Consider the following 14,423-nt stretch of genomic DNA (forward strand, 5'->3'; position numbering starts at 1 on the left):
GACCGAGTCAGCGATGCAAACAGTCTGGATCCATGTCAAAGCAACGACGCCAACAAAGGCGCGGCAAACAGATTGAGCAACCCGGTCAAGACCATCACCAGCCCGGCGACTGAGCCTTCTTCCCCGCCCACTTCATGGGCCCGGCTGACCCCGGCACCGTGCGCGCCAACCCCGAACAGCGCACCGCGGGCCAAGGCACTGCGTAGCGGCAACCACTTCAATAACACGCCGCCGAGCATCGCGCCGAACACACCGGTGAACATCACGAACACGGCGGTCAACTCCGGCACACCGCCGAGATTTTGCGCCAGCGGCATGGCGAACGGTGTGGTGATCGAACGTGGCACCAGTGACATCGTCACCGAGCTGTCGAGCGCCAGCGCCCTGGCCAATCCGAATGAGGTGCCGATCGACGCCGCACTGCCGGCAACCATGCCCAATAGCAGCGCCGACCAGTGCCGCATCAACAAACGGCGTTGCTGCCAGATCGGCACGGCAAAAGCCACGGTGACCGGGCCGAGTACCAGCATCAGCCAGTGGGTGTTGCTGGAATATTCGGCATAGGCAGTGTGCAGCGGCACGGCGAGCGCCAGCAGCAACGCCGGCACCAGAATCAACGGTGACAAGACGTAGCGTCCGGTGCGGCGATACAACCAGCGGCTGAACAGATACGCCAACAGGGTGAAGGCCAGCCAGAACATGGGCATCCATTCAAGCTTCATGGGACCGCCTCATGCGCACCGCAAGTTCGACGGTGAAGGCGGTTACCAGCATCACCATCAAGGTGCTGGCGGCGATGACCAACAGAATCCGCCAGCCGTCATTGCGCAACAGCGCGCCGTAGTCGAGCAGACTCATCAGTGCCGGAATGAAGAACAACAACATCTCGGCCATCAGCAGTCCCGCACCCAATTGCAGCGCTGCCGGTTTGACCCAGCCAAAGGCAAATGCCAGCAGCAACAACGCCATACCGATGACGCCGCCGGGGATTGGCCACGCCAACCATGCCGCCAGTTGGCAGCCGAGCAGGTAAAGACCGAGCAGTACTGCGAGTTCGGCGAATAAACGAGAAAGGTGCTTGAGGGTGACCGCGTTCATGATTTTGCTCCTGACAGGGGCTTATTTTACGAAGCGACCTGCCATCCCCGAAGCGAATTGTTAGACTCAAAGCCATTCCAAAATGGAATCAGGTAATGGAATTCAAACAGCTGCGCAGTTTTGTCGAAGTCATGCATCAGGGCGGTTTCACCCAGGCCGCAAAAACCCTGCACATCAGTCAATCAGCCGTCAGCAAACAGATCGCGCAACTGGAGCAGAGTCTCGGCACACCCTTGCTCGAACGGCTCGGCTCGCAATTGCGTCTGACCGCCGCGGGCAGCGTCGTGCTGCAACGGGCCGAGGGCATGCTGCGTTTGCGCAACGAACTGCTCGCGGAGCTGGACGACCTCAGTCATATGGCACGTGGAGAGCTGCGCCTCGGCCTGCCACTACTCGGCAGCGACGCGCTATTCGCCGAGCTGTTTGCGGAATACCGGCGGCGCTATCCGAATATCAGTATCCAGTTGCTCGAGGGCGGCAGCCGCAACATCGAGCAGGCGGTGCTGAGCGGTGAACTGGAGTTGGGCGGCAGTCTGTTGCCAAAGGATCCGCAATTCGACTGGCAGCCGTTTTGCGATGAACAACTCGACGCCTTGCTGCCGGTGGATCATCCGCTGGCCGAGCGGGGTGAGATCGGGCTGGAGGAATTGGCCGAGACGCCCTTTCTACTCTACCAACGCAGCTTCGTGCTCAACGACCGCTTGCTGCAGGCATGCCAGCAACTGGGCTTCACGCCGAAGGAAGGTGGACGCAGCGGTCAGGCCGATTTTCTTGCGGCGCTGGTCGCCGCCGGGCAAGGCGTGGTGCTGTTGCCCAGCGTGGTCGCACGCGGACTGGTACGGCCAGGCGTGGTACGCCTGAGCTTGCGCGCGCCGGACTATCTGCGGTGGGACATCGCCTTCATCTGGCGTCGCGGCGCCTATCTGTCGAAAGCGGCGCAGGCATGGCTGGCGCTGTTGCGCGAGCGCGGAATCAGCCCTTGAGGGCTTCGATCAACTGCGCCAGCCAAGGCTCGGCGTCGGTTTCCGGGGTGACGCTTTCGCTGGCGTCGATGCGCAGCATCTCTTGCACTTCACGTACGCCCAGTTCGCCAAACAGTTCCCGCATTTGCTCGCCACCGCCGCAGTAAGTGTCGCCATAACTGGCGTCGCCCAAGGCAATCACTGCGCCCGGCAAACCGAGCAATGCCGCTGGCAACTGGTCGCGAATCGCCGAATACAGCGGTTGCAGGTTGTCTGGCAATTCGCCCATGCCGGTGGTCGAGGTCACTGCAAGCAATGCTTCGGGGCCGAACGCCTGAATGTCGGCGAGGCTGGCGCGCGAGTTGTAGAAGGTTTCAAGGCCCGCGGCTTTCAACAGGTTCTGGGCGTGACGGGCGACTTCTTCGGCGGTGCCGTAGACCGAACCGGAGAGGATGGCGACTTTCATCAATCTGATCCTGAAACTGAAAAAAAAGGAGCGGCGATAGTAACAGCCTCCGGCGCAAAGCTGCGATTGGATCTCAATTGGCGGTAATGGCCAGTAGACAGCGCCTACGGTTCTTCTAGAATGCGAGCCACTGACAACTCTGAAAGGATTCAAAGATGATCAACGCCAGCCTGCTGCAAATGGTAATCAACGCGTCGAACGACGGCATCGTGGTCGCCGAAAAGGAAGGTGAACAGAACGATATCCTGATCTATGTGAACCCGGCCTTTGAACGACTGACCGGCTACACCAGTGAGGAAATCCTCTATCAGGACTGCCGCTTTCTGCAGTCTGGAGACCGAGATCAGGACAGCCTGAAACTGATTCGCGAAACGCTGGATAACGGCGGCTCGTGCCGGGAAATCCTGCGCAACTATCGCAAGGACGGTACGCCGTTCTGGAATGAACTGTCGATTTCGACGGTGAAAAACGTCGAAGACGGGCAAACATATTTCGTTGGCGTGCAAAAGGACGTCACCGTCCAGGTCAAGGCGCAACAGCGCGTTGTTCAACTGGAAGCTGAAGTCGCTGCCCTCAAAGCAGAATTGGCTGGACTGAAAGCGACAAACGGTCAAAACAAAATCGCGAACTAAGTGTCATTAACTACAATCACCAATGACTTTGTATCTATATCTTTCGAGTTAGCCATGCAGCGCGACGCCCTCCTCACTCAGGATGAGCTGGATTTCATCCAGACCATGCAGCACAACCCGCAACTGAACGTGCGGGATGCGACGTCGAGTCTGCTGGTTAATGGCGGTTCGCAGATCCGTGATTTGCTCACGCGCCTGGCCGCTCATGAACAAGTGACCATTCAGGCCAACTTCGAAAATCAGCAGATGACCTTCCCGTTGCATCTGGTGGAGGACGAGTTTCACGCGCTGCATCTGCGCCTCGGCGTACCGAGCATTTATGAAGACGGCCCGATGGTGCGGCCATGGCGGTTGACTCTCGAAGAGCCAGTAGCCCTGGAAAATGCCAAGGGGCAGCCGAGCACGTTGTGGGTCCACGAGGTTTCGCACAAAGGTGTGTTGCTGGAAGTGCGCAACAAGACCAAACCGCCCAAGCATTTCGCGTTGTGGTTCAGCCCTTCGGGTTACGAGCGGATTTCATTGCGTGGCAATTTCGAACGGGAAACCGAAAGTGGTTTCTACGCCTACGAACTGAGCCAGACCGACACCGACGAAACCGAACGTCTGCGCCAGTTCATCCTGCAGCAACATCGCCTCACGCATCCCGCCCTTCACACCTGAGATTCAGGTATCCAGATTGCCGGCCAGAAACTGCAGCATGCGCTGACGCATGTTCGCCCCTTCATTGCCCAGACAGGCAACAGAGGATCCGGCCAGGCTGTCCTGCGCCAGATCTGAAGCATCGCCCGCCAGCATCAACTGACAATCGAGGCTCAACGCCAACCGGTTCAGACGCCGAGGCAATTCGGTGCTGGGCGCGTGATTGGAAAACAGGACGAGTGCATCAGGTTTGATCTTTTCGCACACCAACGTCAGCTCATCGAACGGCTGACCTGTCGTCAGCACGCGAACACCGGCATTGCTGTCGCTGAGAAACAGCGCCGCCACCAGCAACTCCAGCTCTCGACATTGCCCGGCCAGCGCGCTGACGATCACACGGCGCGGTTGGGTGCCACGCAGCATGACGATCCGTTGCAACACCCGCGCCCGCAGGAATCCATCGAAGAACAGCCACTCGCTGGTTTGCCCGAAAGCCTCCTGGCGCTGCAACAATTGCAGCCACAGCGGCATGAGGATGTCCTGAAACACCACCGGCAATGAGTAAGAAGAGAAAATCTGGCCATAGACGCGGTCCAGTTGCTGATCATCGAATGCGCTGACCGCCTGCTGAATCTGTTCCTGCCACTGCAGGTAATCAGCCTGCACCAGATCATCGGGGATGATGTGCGCCAGCACTTTCATCGGTTCGGTCTTGGCGAGGATCTTGCCGACTTTGCTCACGGCGACACCGCGATCAATCCAGTCGACGATGCTGCGCACCCGCTCGATATCGGTCATCGAATAGAGCCGATGCCCGCTTTCGGTGCGTGTCGGCTGAATCAAACCATAGCGTCGCTCCCAGGCGCGCAAGGTCACCGGGTTTACACCGGTGAGGCGCGCGACCTCACGGATCGGGAACAGATCAGCGCGTTCAAGCGCAACAGAGGCCTGCGTAGCTGGGCTTGCGTCCGTTATGACAGGCATATGGCGTTCAACTTCCATGTCGGTTCAATTGGATCCCATTCTAACGCTTATGCCCCGATCTCGATCAAGTGATGAAATGCGACGAAAGTCGCTGGTTTAATCGTGAAAAACCGGAATAATCCTTGCTTGTTGAAAAACGCAGGCCTCTACCCCGGCTCTGCGTCGGGCGAAACTCCTACCCGGAGCGACGCAATCGAAATACGGAGATACAAAATGTCTACTTCCCCCGTCACGCTGATGGTAGCGCGTCGCGTCGCCGATGGTCGCTATCAGGATCTGATCGCTTGGCTGCGCGAAGGCGAACAACTGGCCACGGATTTCCCCGGTTACCTGGGTTCTGGCGTGCTCGCTCCGCCACCCGGCGATAACGAATTCCAGATCATTTTCCGCTTTGTCGATGAGCAGACGTTGCATGCATGGGAGCATTCGGCATCCCGCACCGCGTGGTTGAGCCGTGGCAGTGATCTCTTCGCCCACCCGAAAGAGCATCGGGTCAGTGGAATCGAAGGCTGGTTCGGCGCGGCCGGTCAGCGACCACCGCGCTGGAAGCAGGCTGTCGCGATCTGGCTGGCGTTTTTTCCGGTGTCACTGTTGTTCAACTTTGTCCTCGGCCCGTTGCTCGCCGACATGGGTTTGTTGCCGCGCGTATTGATCAGCACGGCGTGCCTGACGCCGCTGATGGTTTACTTCTTTATTCCGCTGTCGACGCGCCTGCTGGCGAATTGGCTGAACAGCACCCCGGTGCGCCTGCCCGTTTCGGCGACACCTCAGAAACATTAAAGATCGCAGCCTCGTTGCACTCGACAGCTCCTACAGGACTGAACACAGACCAGGGTAGGAGCTGCCGCAGGCTGCGATCTTTTCAGGCTCGTCGCTGTTATAGTTTTTGCTCCCACCGCGATGCGAGCCGTTCATGCCTGATTCCTCAGCCCCGATCCTCATCACCGGTGCCGGCCAGCGTGTCGGTCTGCATTGCGCGCAGCGGTTACTCGAAGAAGGCCATCGCGTCATCTTCACCTACCGCAGCGAACGCCCCGGCGTGCAGACACTGCGCGATCTGGGCGCCATCGGCCTGTTCGCCGATTTCTCCAGCGAAGCCGGGATTCTCGTCTTCATCGAAACACTGAAAACCCACACCGAGAGCCTGCGCGCCATCGTGCACAACGCTTCCGAGTGGCTGGCCGAAACCCCGGACAGCGAGGCCGAAGCCTTCACGCGCATGTTCAATCTGCACATGCTCGCGCCGTACCTGATCAATCTGCACTGCGGTGAATTGTTGAGGCGCTCGACGCCCGCCGACATCATCCATATCAGCGACGATGTCACCCGCAAAGGCAGCAGCAAGCACATCGGTTATTGCGCCACCAAGGCCGGGCTCGACAACCTGACGCTGTCCTTCGCCGCCCGCTATGCGCCGGCCATCAAGGTCAACGGCATCGCCCCGGCCCTGCTATTGTTCAATCCCGACGACGACGCGGCGTACCGCGCCAAGGCCCTGGCCAAATCCGCGCTGGGCATCGAACCCGGCAGCGAAGTGATCTATCAGAGCCTTCGCTATCTGCTCGACAACCCTTATGTCACTGGTACGACCCTGACCGTCAACGGCGGACGGCACGTCAAATAAGCCGATTCGCGAGGATTTCCATGACCCGCTCACTGCCCGAGAACTACCGCGAAATCCTCATCGGCCTCGGTGAAGACCCTGACCGTGAAGGACTGCGCGACACCCCGGTACGCGCGGCCAAGGCCATGCAATACCTGTGTCATGGCTATGAGCAGAGCGTCGACGAGATCGTCAATGGCGCGCTGTTTGCCTCGGACAGCGACGAGATGATCATTGTCGCCGACATTGAGCTGTACTCTTTGTGCGAACATCACCTGCTGCCCTTCATCGGCAAGGCCCATGTGGCTTATATTCCGACGGGCAAGGTGTTGGGCCTGTCGAAAATCGCGCGCCTGGTGGACATGTTCGCCCGCCGCCTGCAGATTCAGGAAAACCTCACCCGGCAAATCGCCGATGCGGTGCAACAAGTCACCGATGCCGCCGGCGTCGCGGTGGTCATCGAGGCCAGACACATGTGCATGATGATGCGCGGTGTCGAAAAACAGAATTCGACCATGAACACCTCGGTCATGCTCGGCGCCTTTCGCGAGTCGAGCAACACCCGTCAGGAGTTCCTGCAATTGATTGGACGGAGCAAGTAAATGCCACAACTTCAACCGGGAATGGCGCGCATCCGAGTCAAGGATCTGCGCTTGCGCACCTTTATCGGGATCAACGAGGACGAAATCCTCAACAAACAGGATGTGCTGATCAACCTGACCATTCTGTATGCCGCGCAGGAAGCGGTGCGTGACAACGACATCGACCACGCGCTGAATTACCGCACCATCACCAAAGCGATCATCGCGCACGTCGAGGGCAATCGCTTTGCGCTGCTCGAACGGCTGACTCAGGAATTGCTCGATCTGGTGATGAGTAACGGTTCGGTGCTGTACGCCGAAGTCGAAGTCGACAAGCCGCATGCGCTGCGTTTTGCCGAGTCGGTGTCGATCACGCTCGCGGCAAGCCGCTGAGCTTCAAGCTTCGAGCTGCAAGCGTTAAGCTACCGCCACCCACAATCCAAACTTGCAGCTTGAAGCTCGCCGCTTGAAGCTGTCTCGAAGAGACCTCCATGAACGAGCAACAACGCCTCGAACTCGAAGCCGCCGCCTTCCGCCGGCTGGTCGCCCACCTGGACAGCCGCAAGGACGTGCAGAACATCGACTTGATGAACCTTGCCGGGTTCTGCCGCAACTGCCTGTCGAAGTGGTACAAGGCCGAAGCCGACGAGCGCCAGATCGAGGTCAGCCTCGACGACGCCCGCGAAGTGGTTTACGGCATGCCTTACGCCGAGTGGAAAGCCCAATATCAGCAAGAAGCCAACGCCGAGCAACAAGCCGCGTTCGCCAAAGGAAAAACCCATGAGTGATCTGAACACCCTGCGCAGCAGCCTGAAAAGCGGCGAACACGCTTTCGCCGACACCCTGGCGTTCATCGCCGCCGGTTACGACTACCAGCCGCAAGCCTTCAACAACGGTGGCGTGGAAAACGCCGCCGGACAGAACGAAGGCTCGTGCAAGACCTTGGGTCTTGCACTGCTGGAAGGCCTGAGCGATGAAGAAGCGCTGTTGGCGTTCGGCGAGCATTACCGCTCGGTAGTGGCAACGCCTGAGGGCAGCGATCACGGCAACATTCGTGCGTTGATCAAGCATGGTCTGGCTGGCGTGAAATTCACCGCACAGCCCCTGACCCGCCGCTGATTCCAGCTGCAACGCCCCCTTGTAGGAGTGAGCCTGCTCGCGATAGCGGTGTATCAGTCGACTCATATGTTGGCCGGTACACCGCTATCGCGAGCAGGCTCACTCCTACAATGAATTGCGTTGGAGCAGGAATAACGGGCATAAAAAAACCGGCCGAAGCCGGTTTTTTTGTATCTGCGATTTAGAACGAAGCGTTCTGCAGACCGTCCAGGTAACGCTCGGTGTCCAGTGCGGCCATGCAGCCGGCGCCGGCCGAGGTGATGGCTTGACGGTAAACGTGGTCAGCTACATCACCGGCAGCAAAGATGCCTTCGACATTGGTCGCGGTGGCATTGCCTTCACGGCCGCCTTGCACCACCAGATAGCCGTCCTTCAACTCCAACTGGCCTTCGAACAACGAGGTGTTCGGGGTGTGGCCGATGGCGATGAACACGCCGTCGACGGTGATTTCGTCGAAGCTGCCGTCGTTGTTCTTCAGACGCGCGCCGGTCACGCCCATGTTGTCGCCCAGCACCTCGTCGAGGTTGGCGTTCAACTTGAGGATGATCTTGCCTTCAGCGACGCGAGCGTTGAGCTTGTCGATCAGGATCTTTTCGGCGCGGAAGGTTTCGCGACGGTGGATCAGCGTCACAGTGCTGGCGATGTTGGCCAGGTACAGTGCCTCTTCAACCGCAGTGTTGCCACCACCGACTACAGCTACCGGCTTGTTGCGGTAGAAGAAACCGTCGCAGGTTGCGCAGGCGGAAACGCCTTTACCCATGAACGCTTCTTCCGACGGCAGGCCCAGGTAACGGGCGCTGGCGCCAGTGGCGATGATCAGGGCGTCGCAGGTGTAGGTCGCGCTATCGCCGGTCAAGGAGTACGGCTTGGAAGCGAAGTCCACAGCGTTGATGTGGTCGAAGACGATCTCGGTTTCAAAACGCTCGGCGTGCTCGCGCATACGCTCCATCAGCACCGGGCCAGTCAGGCCGTGGACGTCGCCCGGCCAGTTGTCGACTTCGGTGGTGGTGGTCAGTTGACCGCCAGCCTGCATGCCGGTGATCAGCAGTGGCTTGAGGTTGGCACGGGCCGCGTATACCGCTGCGCTGTAACCGGCAGGGCCGGAACCGAGAATAATCACTCGCGAATGACGGACTTCAGACATGACCTGCTCCTGTTGACCGGGCCGAAAAACAGGCCCGGATCGCCGGACTGCCGGCGGGAATAAAAAAGGACCGTGGAAAACCTTGGGGAAGGCTTGAGCTCGACAGTCCTGTAAAAAGTTGGGTGCAGCGTATCGAGGGGGGCAAGATTAAGGAAATACGGTTTAACAATCCAGCTCATAGGTGGTCTCTATGCCGACACACTGACGAGATGGACGTCTTTGTTACAGTGGATGTCGATCACTCTGCCGCGCTTTCGCCGCCGTTGCAAAGTCGGTAAGGTCGGCGCGTTTTCCCTTGCTCGGAGCACCTTATGCCCGCCCCTGTTCTGTCCGGCCCGCAATACCTGCGCGAAGGCCTGAAACTGGTTCTCAGCCCTGGCTTGCGCCTGTTCGTGTTGTTGCCGCTGGCGATCAACCTGGTGCTGTTCGTCGGATTGATCTATCTGGCCGGCCACCAGTTCAGCCTGTGGGTCGATACGCTGATGCCATCGCTGCCCGAATGGCTGAGCTTTCTCAGCTACATCCTCTGGCCGTTGTTTGTGGTGCTGGTGGCGTTGATGGTGTTTTTCACCTTTACCATGCTCGCCAACGTGATCGCCGCACCGTTCAACGGTTTCCTCGCGGAGAAAGTCGAAGTGGTGGTGCGCGGCACCGATGACTTCCCGGCGTTCAGCTGGGGCGAACTGGTCGCGATGATCCCGCGCACCCTCGCTCGTGAAATGCGCAAACTCGGTTACTTCCTGCCCCGCGCCATCGGTCTCTTCATCCTGTCGTTCATCCCGGTGGTGAACATCATTGCCGCACCGCTGTGGTTGTTGTTCGGCGTGTGGATGATGGCCATCCAGTACATCGACTACCCGGCGGACAACCACAAACTGGGCTGGAACGAAATGCTCGCCTGGCTGCGCCAGAAGCGCTGGCAGAGCATGAGTTTTGGCGGGATCGTCTATCTGGTGCTGCTGATTCCGGTGGTCAACATTTTGATGATGCCAGCGGCGGTGGCCGGGGCGACGTTGTTCTGGGTGCGTGAGCGCGGTGCCGAGAATCTGGTGACTCAGCGCTGAGCCCCCCAGCCATAGCCCGTCACAAATCCATCATCCGAACGTCACAAGCACGACATGGCCTCAGCCGACACTGAGGCCATGACGACAGCTCTACACATCACCCTGATCAGCGAAACCTTTCCACCGGAAATCAACGGCGTGGCCAATACCCTTGGCCGCTTGTGCGATGGATTGCGCGCGCGTGGGCACCGTGTCGAACTGGTACGCCCGCGTCAGGCCGGCGATCCGCAGCGCAGTGAAGATGACGCGTTGCTGCTGTGCCGTGGCTGGCCGCTGCCGGGGTATCCGGGGCTGCAATGGGGTCAGTCGTCGATGCACAAACTGCTGCGGCGCTGGAAGCGTCAGCGCCCGGATGTGCTGTACATCGCCACGGAAGGACCGCTCGGGTTATCGGCTCTGCGTGCGGCGCGGCGTCTGGGCATTTCGGTGGTCAGCGGCTTCCATACCAATTTTCAGCAGTACACCAGTCAGTACGGCCTCGGCTTGCTGACGCGGATGCTCACGCATTATCTGCGCTGGTTTCACAATCGTTCGGCCATGACCTTGGTGCCGAGCGTCAGCCAGCGCCTGGAACTGGAGCGGCGGCATTTCGAGCGGTTGGCGCTGTTGTCGCGCGGTGTCGACAGCCAGTTGTTTCATCCAAGCAAACGGCTGAACGCATTGCGTGAGCAATGGGGCCTGTCGGAGCAGGACATTGCCGTGATTCACGTAGGACGGCTCGCGCCGGAGAAGAACCTTGGTCTGCTCAAACGTTGCTTCGAAAAACTGCGTGACACTTATCCACAGCGTAATCTGAAACTGATCGTCGTCGGCGACGGGCCACAACGGCTGGCGCTGGAAAAGGATTTGCCCGAAGCAGTCTTCTGCGGTGCACAACGCGGCGAGGCGTTGGCGGCGCACTATGCGTCCGGGGATCTGTTTCTGTTTCCGAGCCTGACGGAAACCTTCGGCAATGTCGTGCTCGAAGCTTTGGCGTCGGGCCTCGGTGTGGTGGCTTACGATCAAGCGGCAGCGGCGCAGCATATTCGCCATGGCTACAACGGCGTGCTGGCGATGCCGGGAGATGAGCAGGCGTTTTGCGACGCCGCTGCATGGTTACTGGAAGAGGATGAGCGGCTGCGCTGTGTGCGCCTGAATGCGCGGCAGCATGCGAGTCGCCAGGGGTGGCCGGCGGTTATCGAGCAGTTTGAAAAGCATTTGCGCGGGGCTTGTGTGGGGGAGCAGGTGGTGCCGAATGCGCAGACATTGCCTTGAATCTTTGCTGACCTTAGAACCGCTTTCGCGAGCAGGCTCGCTCCCACAGGGGATCTTCGGTGAACACACATTTTGTGAACACCAGAGATACCGGTGGGAGCGAGCCTGCTCGCGAAGGGGCCAGTGAAAGCGCTGCTTAAACCAGCGTCATCAACGCCTCACGGCTGAACGGCAGAATATCCTGCTCACGCCCTTCGCGGACTTTCTGTGCCCAATCCGGATCGACCAGCAGCGCGCGCCCCACCGCGACCAGATCGAATTCCTCTTTGTTCAGACGCTCCAGCAGGTTCTCCAGACTGGCCGGTTGCGCGACCTTGTCGGTGTTGACCATGAACTGCAGGAACTCGCCATCCAGACCGACGCTGCCAACGGTGATGGTCGGCTTGCCGGTGAGTTTGCGGGTCCAGCCTGCCAGGTTCAGCTCGGAACCATCGAACTCCGGCTCCCAGAAACGCCGCGTCGAGCAGTGGAAGATATCCACGCCAGCGTCGGACAGCGGCTTGAGGAACTCACCCAACGCTTCCGGGGTTTGCACCAGACGCGCGGTGTAATCCTGCTGCTTCCACTGCGAGAAACGGAAAATGATCGGGAAGCCTTCGCCGACCGCCGCACGCACAGCCTGAATCAGTTCAATGGCGAAACGCGAACGGTTGGCCAGGCTGCCGCCGTATTCGTCGCTGCGCTGGTTGCTGCCTTCCCAGAAGAACTGGTCGATCAGGTAACCGTGGGCGCCGTGGATTTCCACGCCGTCCATGCCGATGCTCTGTGCATCTTTAGCCGCTTGGGCGAAGGCTGCGATTACGTCCTGAATGTCCTGCTTGGTCATTCCGTGTACCACGACCTGACCGTCCTTGAGTTTTTCCGACGGGCCATAAGCCGGCACGCTGGCGTCCGGCTCGGTGCCGATGCGGCGCACGCTGCCCACGTGCCACAGTTGCGGGACGATCTTGCCGCCTTCGGCGTGAACCGCATCAACGACCTTCTTCCAGCCGGCCAATGGCGCTTCGCCGAAGAACTGCGGCACGTTCGGGTAGCCGTTGGAGGCAATGTGGCCGACGGTGGTGCCTTCGGTGATGATCAGGCCAACGCCGGCTGCTGCGCGACGACGGTAGTACTCGATGACTTTCGAATTAGGCACGCCGCCCGGGGAAAACGAGCGGGTCATTGGTGCCATGACCACGCGGGTCGGCAGTTCGAGGGCACCGAGGTGGAACGGTTTGAACAAGGCTTGAACGGGCATCGAAGGGCTCCACAGAGAAGGCTTTATGACGGCGATAATATGGAGGCGCGTACCCTTTGAACAGCACTATTGATTTGGGTGATTAAGGATTAAAAGACGCAAAGCAAAAGATCGCAGCCTTCGGCAGCTCCTGCATGGGGTTTTGAGGTCACCTGCAGGAGCTGCCGAAGGCTGCGATCTTTTGATCTTGCTGTTTCAGCTCAGCGCTTTTTCAATCGCATGCACAATGGTCGGGTCATCCGGTGCCGTGCGCGGTGAGAACCGGGCCAGCACCCGGCCGTCCTTGCCGAGCAGGAACTTCTCGAAATTCCAGGTGATGTCACCAGGAAACTCCGCGCCCTCGCCCGCCAGCAGACGGTAGAGCTGATGACGATCATGACCATTGACTTCGAGCTTGCTCGACAACGGGAACGTCACGCCATAGTTGAGGCTACAGAAATCCTGAATTTCCTGTTCGCTGCCAGGTTCCTGACCGGCAAACTGGTTGCACGGCAGGCCCAGCACACTGAAGCCTTTGCCTTTGAATTGCTGATAGAGGTTTTCCAGCGCCGCGTACTGTGGGGTCAAGCCGCATTTGGAGGCGACGTTGACCACCAGCACGACTTGGCCCTTGAACGGCGCCAGCGGTAGCTCCTGACCATCCAGGGCTGTCAACTTAAGGTCGTGAAAAGCACTCATGACGAACTCCAAGATTCCCGTGTTCTACTCGAAACAGCCACTTGGTGAAGTCACCAAGGACAGCCGCGGACTAAAAAGGCGCCCGCAGGCGCCTCTCCAGTACTCGAAGCTTAGCGCAGAAAATCAGTGGTGATGGCCACCTTCGCCATGGACGTGGCCATGAGCGACTTCTTCCTGGCTGGCGTCACGGATGTCAACGATCTTCACTTTGAAGTTCAGGCGCTGACCGGCCAGTGGGTGGTTGCCGTCGACTGTTACGTCGTCGCCGTCGAGGTCACGAATGGTGACGATTTGCATCTGGCCGTCCGGCGCCGAAGCGTGGAACTGCATGCCGACTTCCAGCTCGTCAACGCCTTCGAACATGCTGCGGCTCAGAGTGCTGACCAGCTCAGCGGCGTATTCGCCGTAAGCGTCTTCCGGTTCAACGGAAACTTCCAGCTCGTCACCAACAGCTTTGCCTTCCAGAGCTTTTTCCAGGCCCGGGATGATGTTGCCTGCGCCTTGCAGGTAGACCAGCGGAGCGCCGCCGGCGGAGCTGTCGATGACCTCACCAGCGTCGTTGGTCAGGGTATAGTCGATGGAGACAGCCTTATTGGCGGCGATCAGCATGGGGCGAGACCTTTTGCAGAAGAATATAGAAAGGCCAAGTTTAGCGAAGCAAACGCGCGAAAGCGAACACAACCCGGACAAACGGGTTTCGACGATCGCAGGCTTCCATCAAGACGAGGAAGGCCATTGGGTGGCCGAGCTTTCCTGTGGCCACACCCAACACCTGCGCCATCAGCCGCCGTGGCAATCACGTGCCTGGGTGCTCGACGCGGCGCAACGTATTGAAAAAATAGGCCAACCCTTTGCCTGCGGTTGGTGCGCACAAGGCTCGGTTAGCGATAACCTTGGCGACTGAATTTCGGCAGATTGTCAGTAAAAGATGATCGCCATTGCCATGCACCCTTAGAGAA

The 14,423-nt window shown here is 59.2% G+C and carries 20 protein-coding genes; 12 read left to right on the forward strand and 8 right to left on the reverse strand.

From position 1 onward, the window contains the following. Nucleotides 1-35: 35 nt before the first annotated feature. On the reverse strand, nt 36-722 hold the full coding sequence (locus ACOYXJ_RS04665; RefSeq protein WP_007914240.1) for an LrgB family protein: 687 nt from the start codon (nt 720-722) through the stop codon (nt 36-38). Next, nucleotides 712-1,098: a CidA/LrgA family protein gene (locus ACOYXJ_RS04670; RefSeq protein ID WP_401044665.1), complete on the reverse strand. Its 387-nt coding sequence runs from the start codon at nt 1,096-1,098 to the stop codon at nt 712-714. Before ACOYXJ_RS04670 ends, ACOYXJ_RS04665 begins: the two co-directional genes overlap by 11 nt. A 95-nt stretch (nt 1,099-1,193) precedes the next feature. Between ACOYXJ_RS04670 and ACOYXJ_RS04675 the strand changes: the two genes are divergently transcribed. Then, complete coding sequence (locus ACOYXJ_RS04675; RefSeq protein WP_457465627.1) at nt 1,194-2,081, forward strand: LysR family transcriptional regulator; 888 nt, start codon at nt 1,194-1,196, stop codon at nt 2,079-2,081. On the opposite strand, the gene ACOYXJ_RS04680 is transcribed toward ACOYXJ_RS04675, so the two are convergent. Next, the gene (locus ACOYXJ_RS04680) at nt 2,071-2,526 is read right to left on the reverse strand and encodes a flavodoxin (protein ID WP_460368162.1); all 456 of its coding nucleotides are present in this window, start codon (nt 2,524-2,526) and stop codon (nt 2,071-2,073) included. The genes ACOYXJ_RS04675 and ACOYXJ_RS04680 overlap by 11 nt on opposite strands. A 155-nt stretch (nt 2,527-2,681) precedes the next feature. Between ACOYXJ_RS04680 and ACOYXJ_RS04685 the strand changes: the two genes are divergently transcribed. Next, complete coding sequence (locus ACOYXJ_RS04685; protein ID WP_150792361.1) at nt 2,682-3,158, forward strand: PAS domain-containing protein; 477 nt, start codon at nt 2,682-2,684, stop codon at nt 3,156-3,158. Nucleotides 3,159-3,212: 54 nt separating this feature from the next. After that, nucleotides 3,213-3,818: a hypothetical protein gene (locus tag ACOYXJ_RS04690; RefSeq protein WP_460368165.1), complete on the forward strand. Its 606-nt coding sequence runs from the start codon at nt 3,213-3,215 to the stop codon at nt 3,816-3,818. Nucleotides 3,819-3,821: 3 nt separating this feature from the next. On the opposite strand, the gene ACOYXJ_RS04695 is transcribed toward ACOYXJ_RS04690, so the two are convergent. Next, complete coding sequence (locus ACOYXJ_RS04695; RefSeq protein WP_460368167.1) at nt 3,822-4,781, reverse strand: MerR family transcriptional regulator; 960 nt, start codon at nt 4,779-4,781, stop codon at nt 3,822-3,824. Nucleotides 4,782-4,994: 213 nt separating this feature from the next. Between ACOYXJ_RS04695 and ACOYXJ_RS04700 the strand changes: the two genes are divergently transcribed. The 6 genes from ACOYXJ_RS04700 to ACOYXJ_RS04725 all read left to right on the forward strand — a co-directional run bounded on the left by ACOYXJ_RS04700 (nt 4,995) and on the right by ACOYXJ_RS04725 (nt 8,084). After that, nucleotides 4,995-5,561 (forward strand): antibiotic biosynthesis monooxygenase, encoded by a 567-nt coding sequence (locus ACOYXJ_RS04700; RefSeq protein ID WP_102900669.1) that lies wholly within the window; start codon nt 4,995-4,997, stop codon nt 5,559-5,561. 133 nt (nt 5,562-5,694) lie between these two features. Beyond that, nucleotides 5,695-6,405, forward strand: coding sequence for a dihydromonapterin reductase (folM, locus tag ACOYXJ_RS04705; RefSeq protein WP_095119442.1), 711 nt, complete (start codon nt 5,695-5,697; stop codon nt 6,403-6,405). Between the two features lie 20 nt (nt 6,406-6,425). Continuing rightward, nucleotides 6,426-6,986 carry a GTP cyclohydrolase I FolE gene (gene folE, locus ACOYXJ_RS04710; RefSeq protein ID WP_150705957.1) on the forward strand — a complete coding sequence of 187 codons (561 nt, stop codon included), beginning with the start codon at nt 6,426-6,428 and terminating at the stop codon, nt 6,984-6,986. Continuing rightward, nucleotides 6,987-7,358: a dihydroneopterin triphosphate 2'-epimerase gene (folX, locus tag ACOYXJ_RS04715; protein ID WP_007914273.1), complete on the forward strand. Its 372-nt coding sequence runs from the start codon at nt 6,987-6,989 to the stop codon at nt 7,356-7,358. Between the two features lie 98 nt (nt 7,359-7,456). After that, nucleotides 7,457-7,753, forward strand: coding sequence for a DUF1244 domain-containing protein (locus ACOYXJ_RS04720; RefSeq protein WP_201235263.1), 297 nt, complete (start codon nt 7,457-7,459; stop codon nt 7,751-7,753). Then, the gene (locus ACOYXJ_RS04725; protein ID WP_460368171.1) at nt 7,746-8,084 is read left to right on the forward strand and encodes a HopJ type III effector protein; all 339 of its coding nucleotides are present in this window, start codon (nt 7,746-7,748) and stop codon (nt 8,082-8,084) included. Before ACOYXJ_RS04720 ends, ACOYXJ_RS04725 begins: the two co-directional genes overlap by 8 nt. Before the next feature lie 181 nt (nt 8,085-8,265). Here ACOYXJ_RS04725 and trxB read toward each other — a convergent pair whose 3' ends face one another. Then, entirely contained in the window at nt 8,266-9,228 is a 963-nt protein-coding gene (trxB, locus tag ACOYXJ_RS04730) for a thioredoxin-disulfide reductase (protein WP_460368172.1), read from the reverse strand. A gap of 311 nt (nt 9,229-9,539) precedes the next feature. Here trxB and cysZ point away from each other — a divergent pair, with 311 nt between their 5' ends. Both cysZ and ACOYXJ_RS04740 read left to right on the forward strand, forming a co-directional pair. Then, complete coding sequence (gene cysZ, locus ACOYXJ_RS04735; RefSeq protein WP_150792358.1) at nt 9,540-10,292, forward strand: sulfate transporter CysZ; 753 nt, start codon at nt 9,540-9,542, stop codon at nt 10,290-10,292. Between the two features lie 54 nt (nt 10,293-10,346). After that, the gene (locus ACOYXJ_RS04740; protein ID WP_150792357.1) at nt 10,347-11,546 is read left to right on the forward strand and encodes a glycosyltransferase family 4 protein; all 1,200 of its coding nucleotides are present in this window, start codon (nt 10,347-10,349) and stop codon (nt 11,544-11,546) included. A 136-nt stretch (nt 11,547-11,682) separates the two neighbouring features. Here ACOYXJ_RS04740 and ACOYXJ_RS04745 read toward each other — a convergent pair whose 3' ends face one another. The 3 genes from ACOYXJ_RS04745 to ACOYXJ_RS04755 all read right to left on the reverse strand — a co-directional run bounded on the left by ACOYXJ_RS04745 (nt 11,683) and on the right by ACOYXJ_RS04755 (nt 14,073). Continuing rightward, nucleotides 11,683-12,786: an NADH:flavin oxidoreductase gene (locus tag ACOYXJ_RS04745; protein WP_150792356.1), complete on the reverse strand. Its 1,104-nt coding sequence runs from the start codon at nt 12,784-12,786 to the stop codon at nt 11,683-11,685. Between the two features lie 195 nt (nt 12,787-12,981). Further along, complete coding sequence (locus ACOYXJ_RS04750) at nt 12,982-13,464, reverse strand: glutathione peroxidase (RefSeq protein ID WP_095119462.1); 483 nt, start codon at nt 13,462-13,464, stop codon at nt 12,982-12,984. Nucleotides 13,465-13,587: 123 nt separating this feature from the next. Continuing rightward, nucleotides 13,588-14,073, reverse strand: coding sequence for an FKBP-type peptidyl-prolyl cis-trans isomerase (locus ACOYXJ_RS04755; RefSeq protein ID WP_095119463.1), 486 nt, complete (start codon nt 14,071-14,073; stop codon nt 13,588-13,590). Here ACOYXJ_RS04755 and ACOYXJ_RS04760 point away from each other — a divergent pair. Continuing rightward, nucleotides 14,042-14,368 carry a DUF3565 domain-containing protein gene (locus tag ACOYXJ_RS04760; RefSeq protein ID WP_150792355.1) on the forward strand — a complete coding sequence of 109 codons (327 nt, stop codon included), beginning with the start codon at nt 14,042-14,044 and terminating at the stop codon, nt 14,366-14,368. The genes ACOYXJ_RS04755 and ACOYXJ_RS04760 overlap by 32 nt on opposite strands. Nucleotides 14,369-14,423: the final 55 nt, after the last annotated feature.

Source organism: Pseudomonas sp. Tul2A7, from assembly GCF_054790505.1.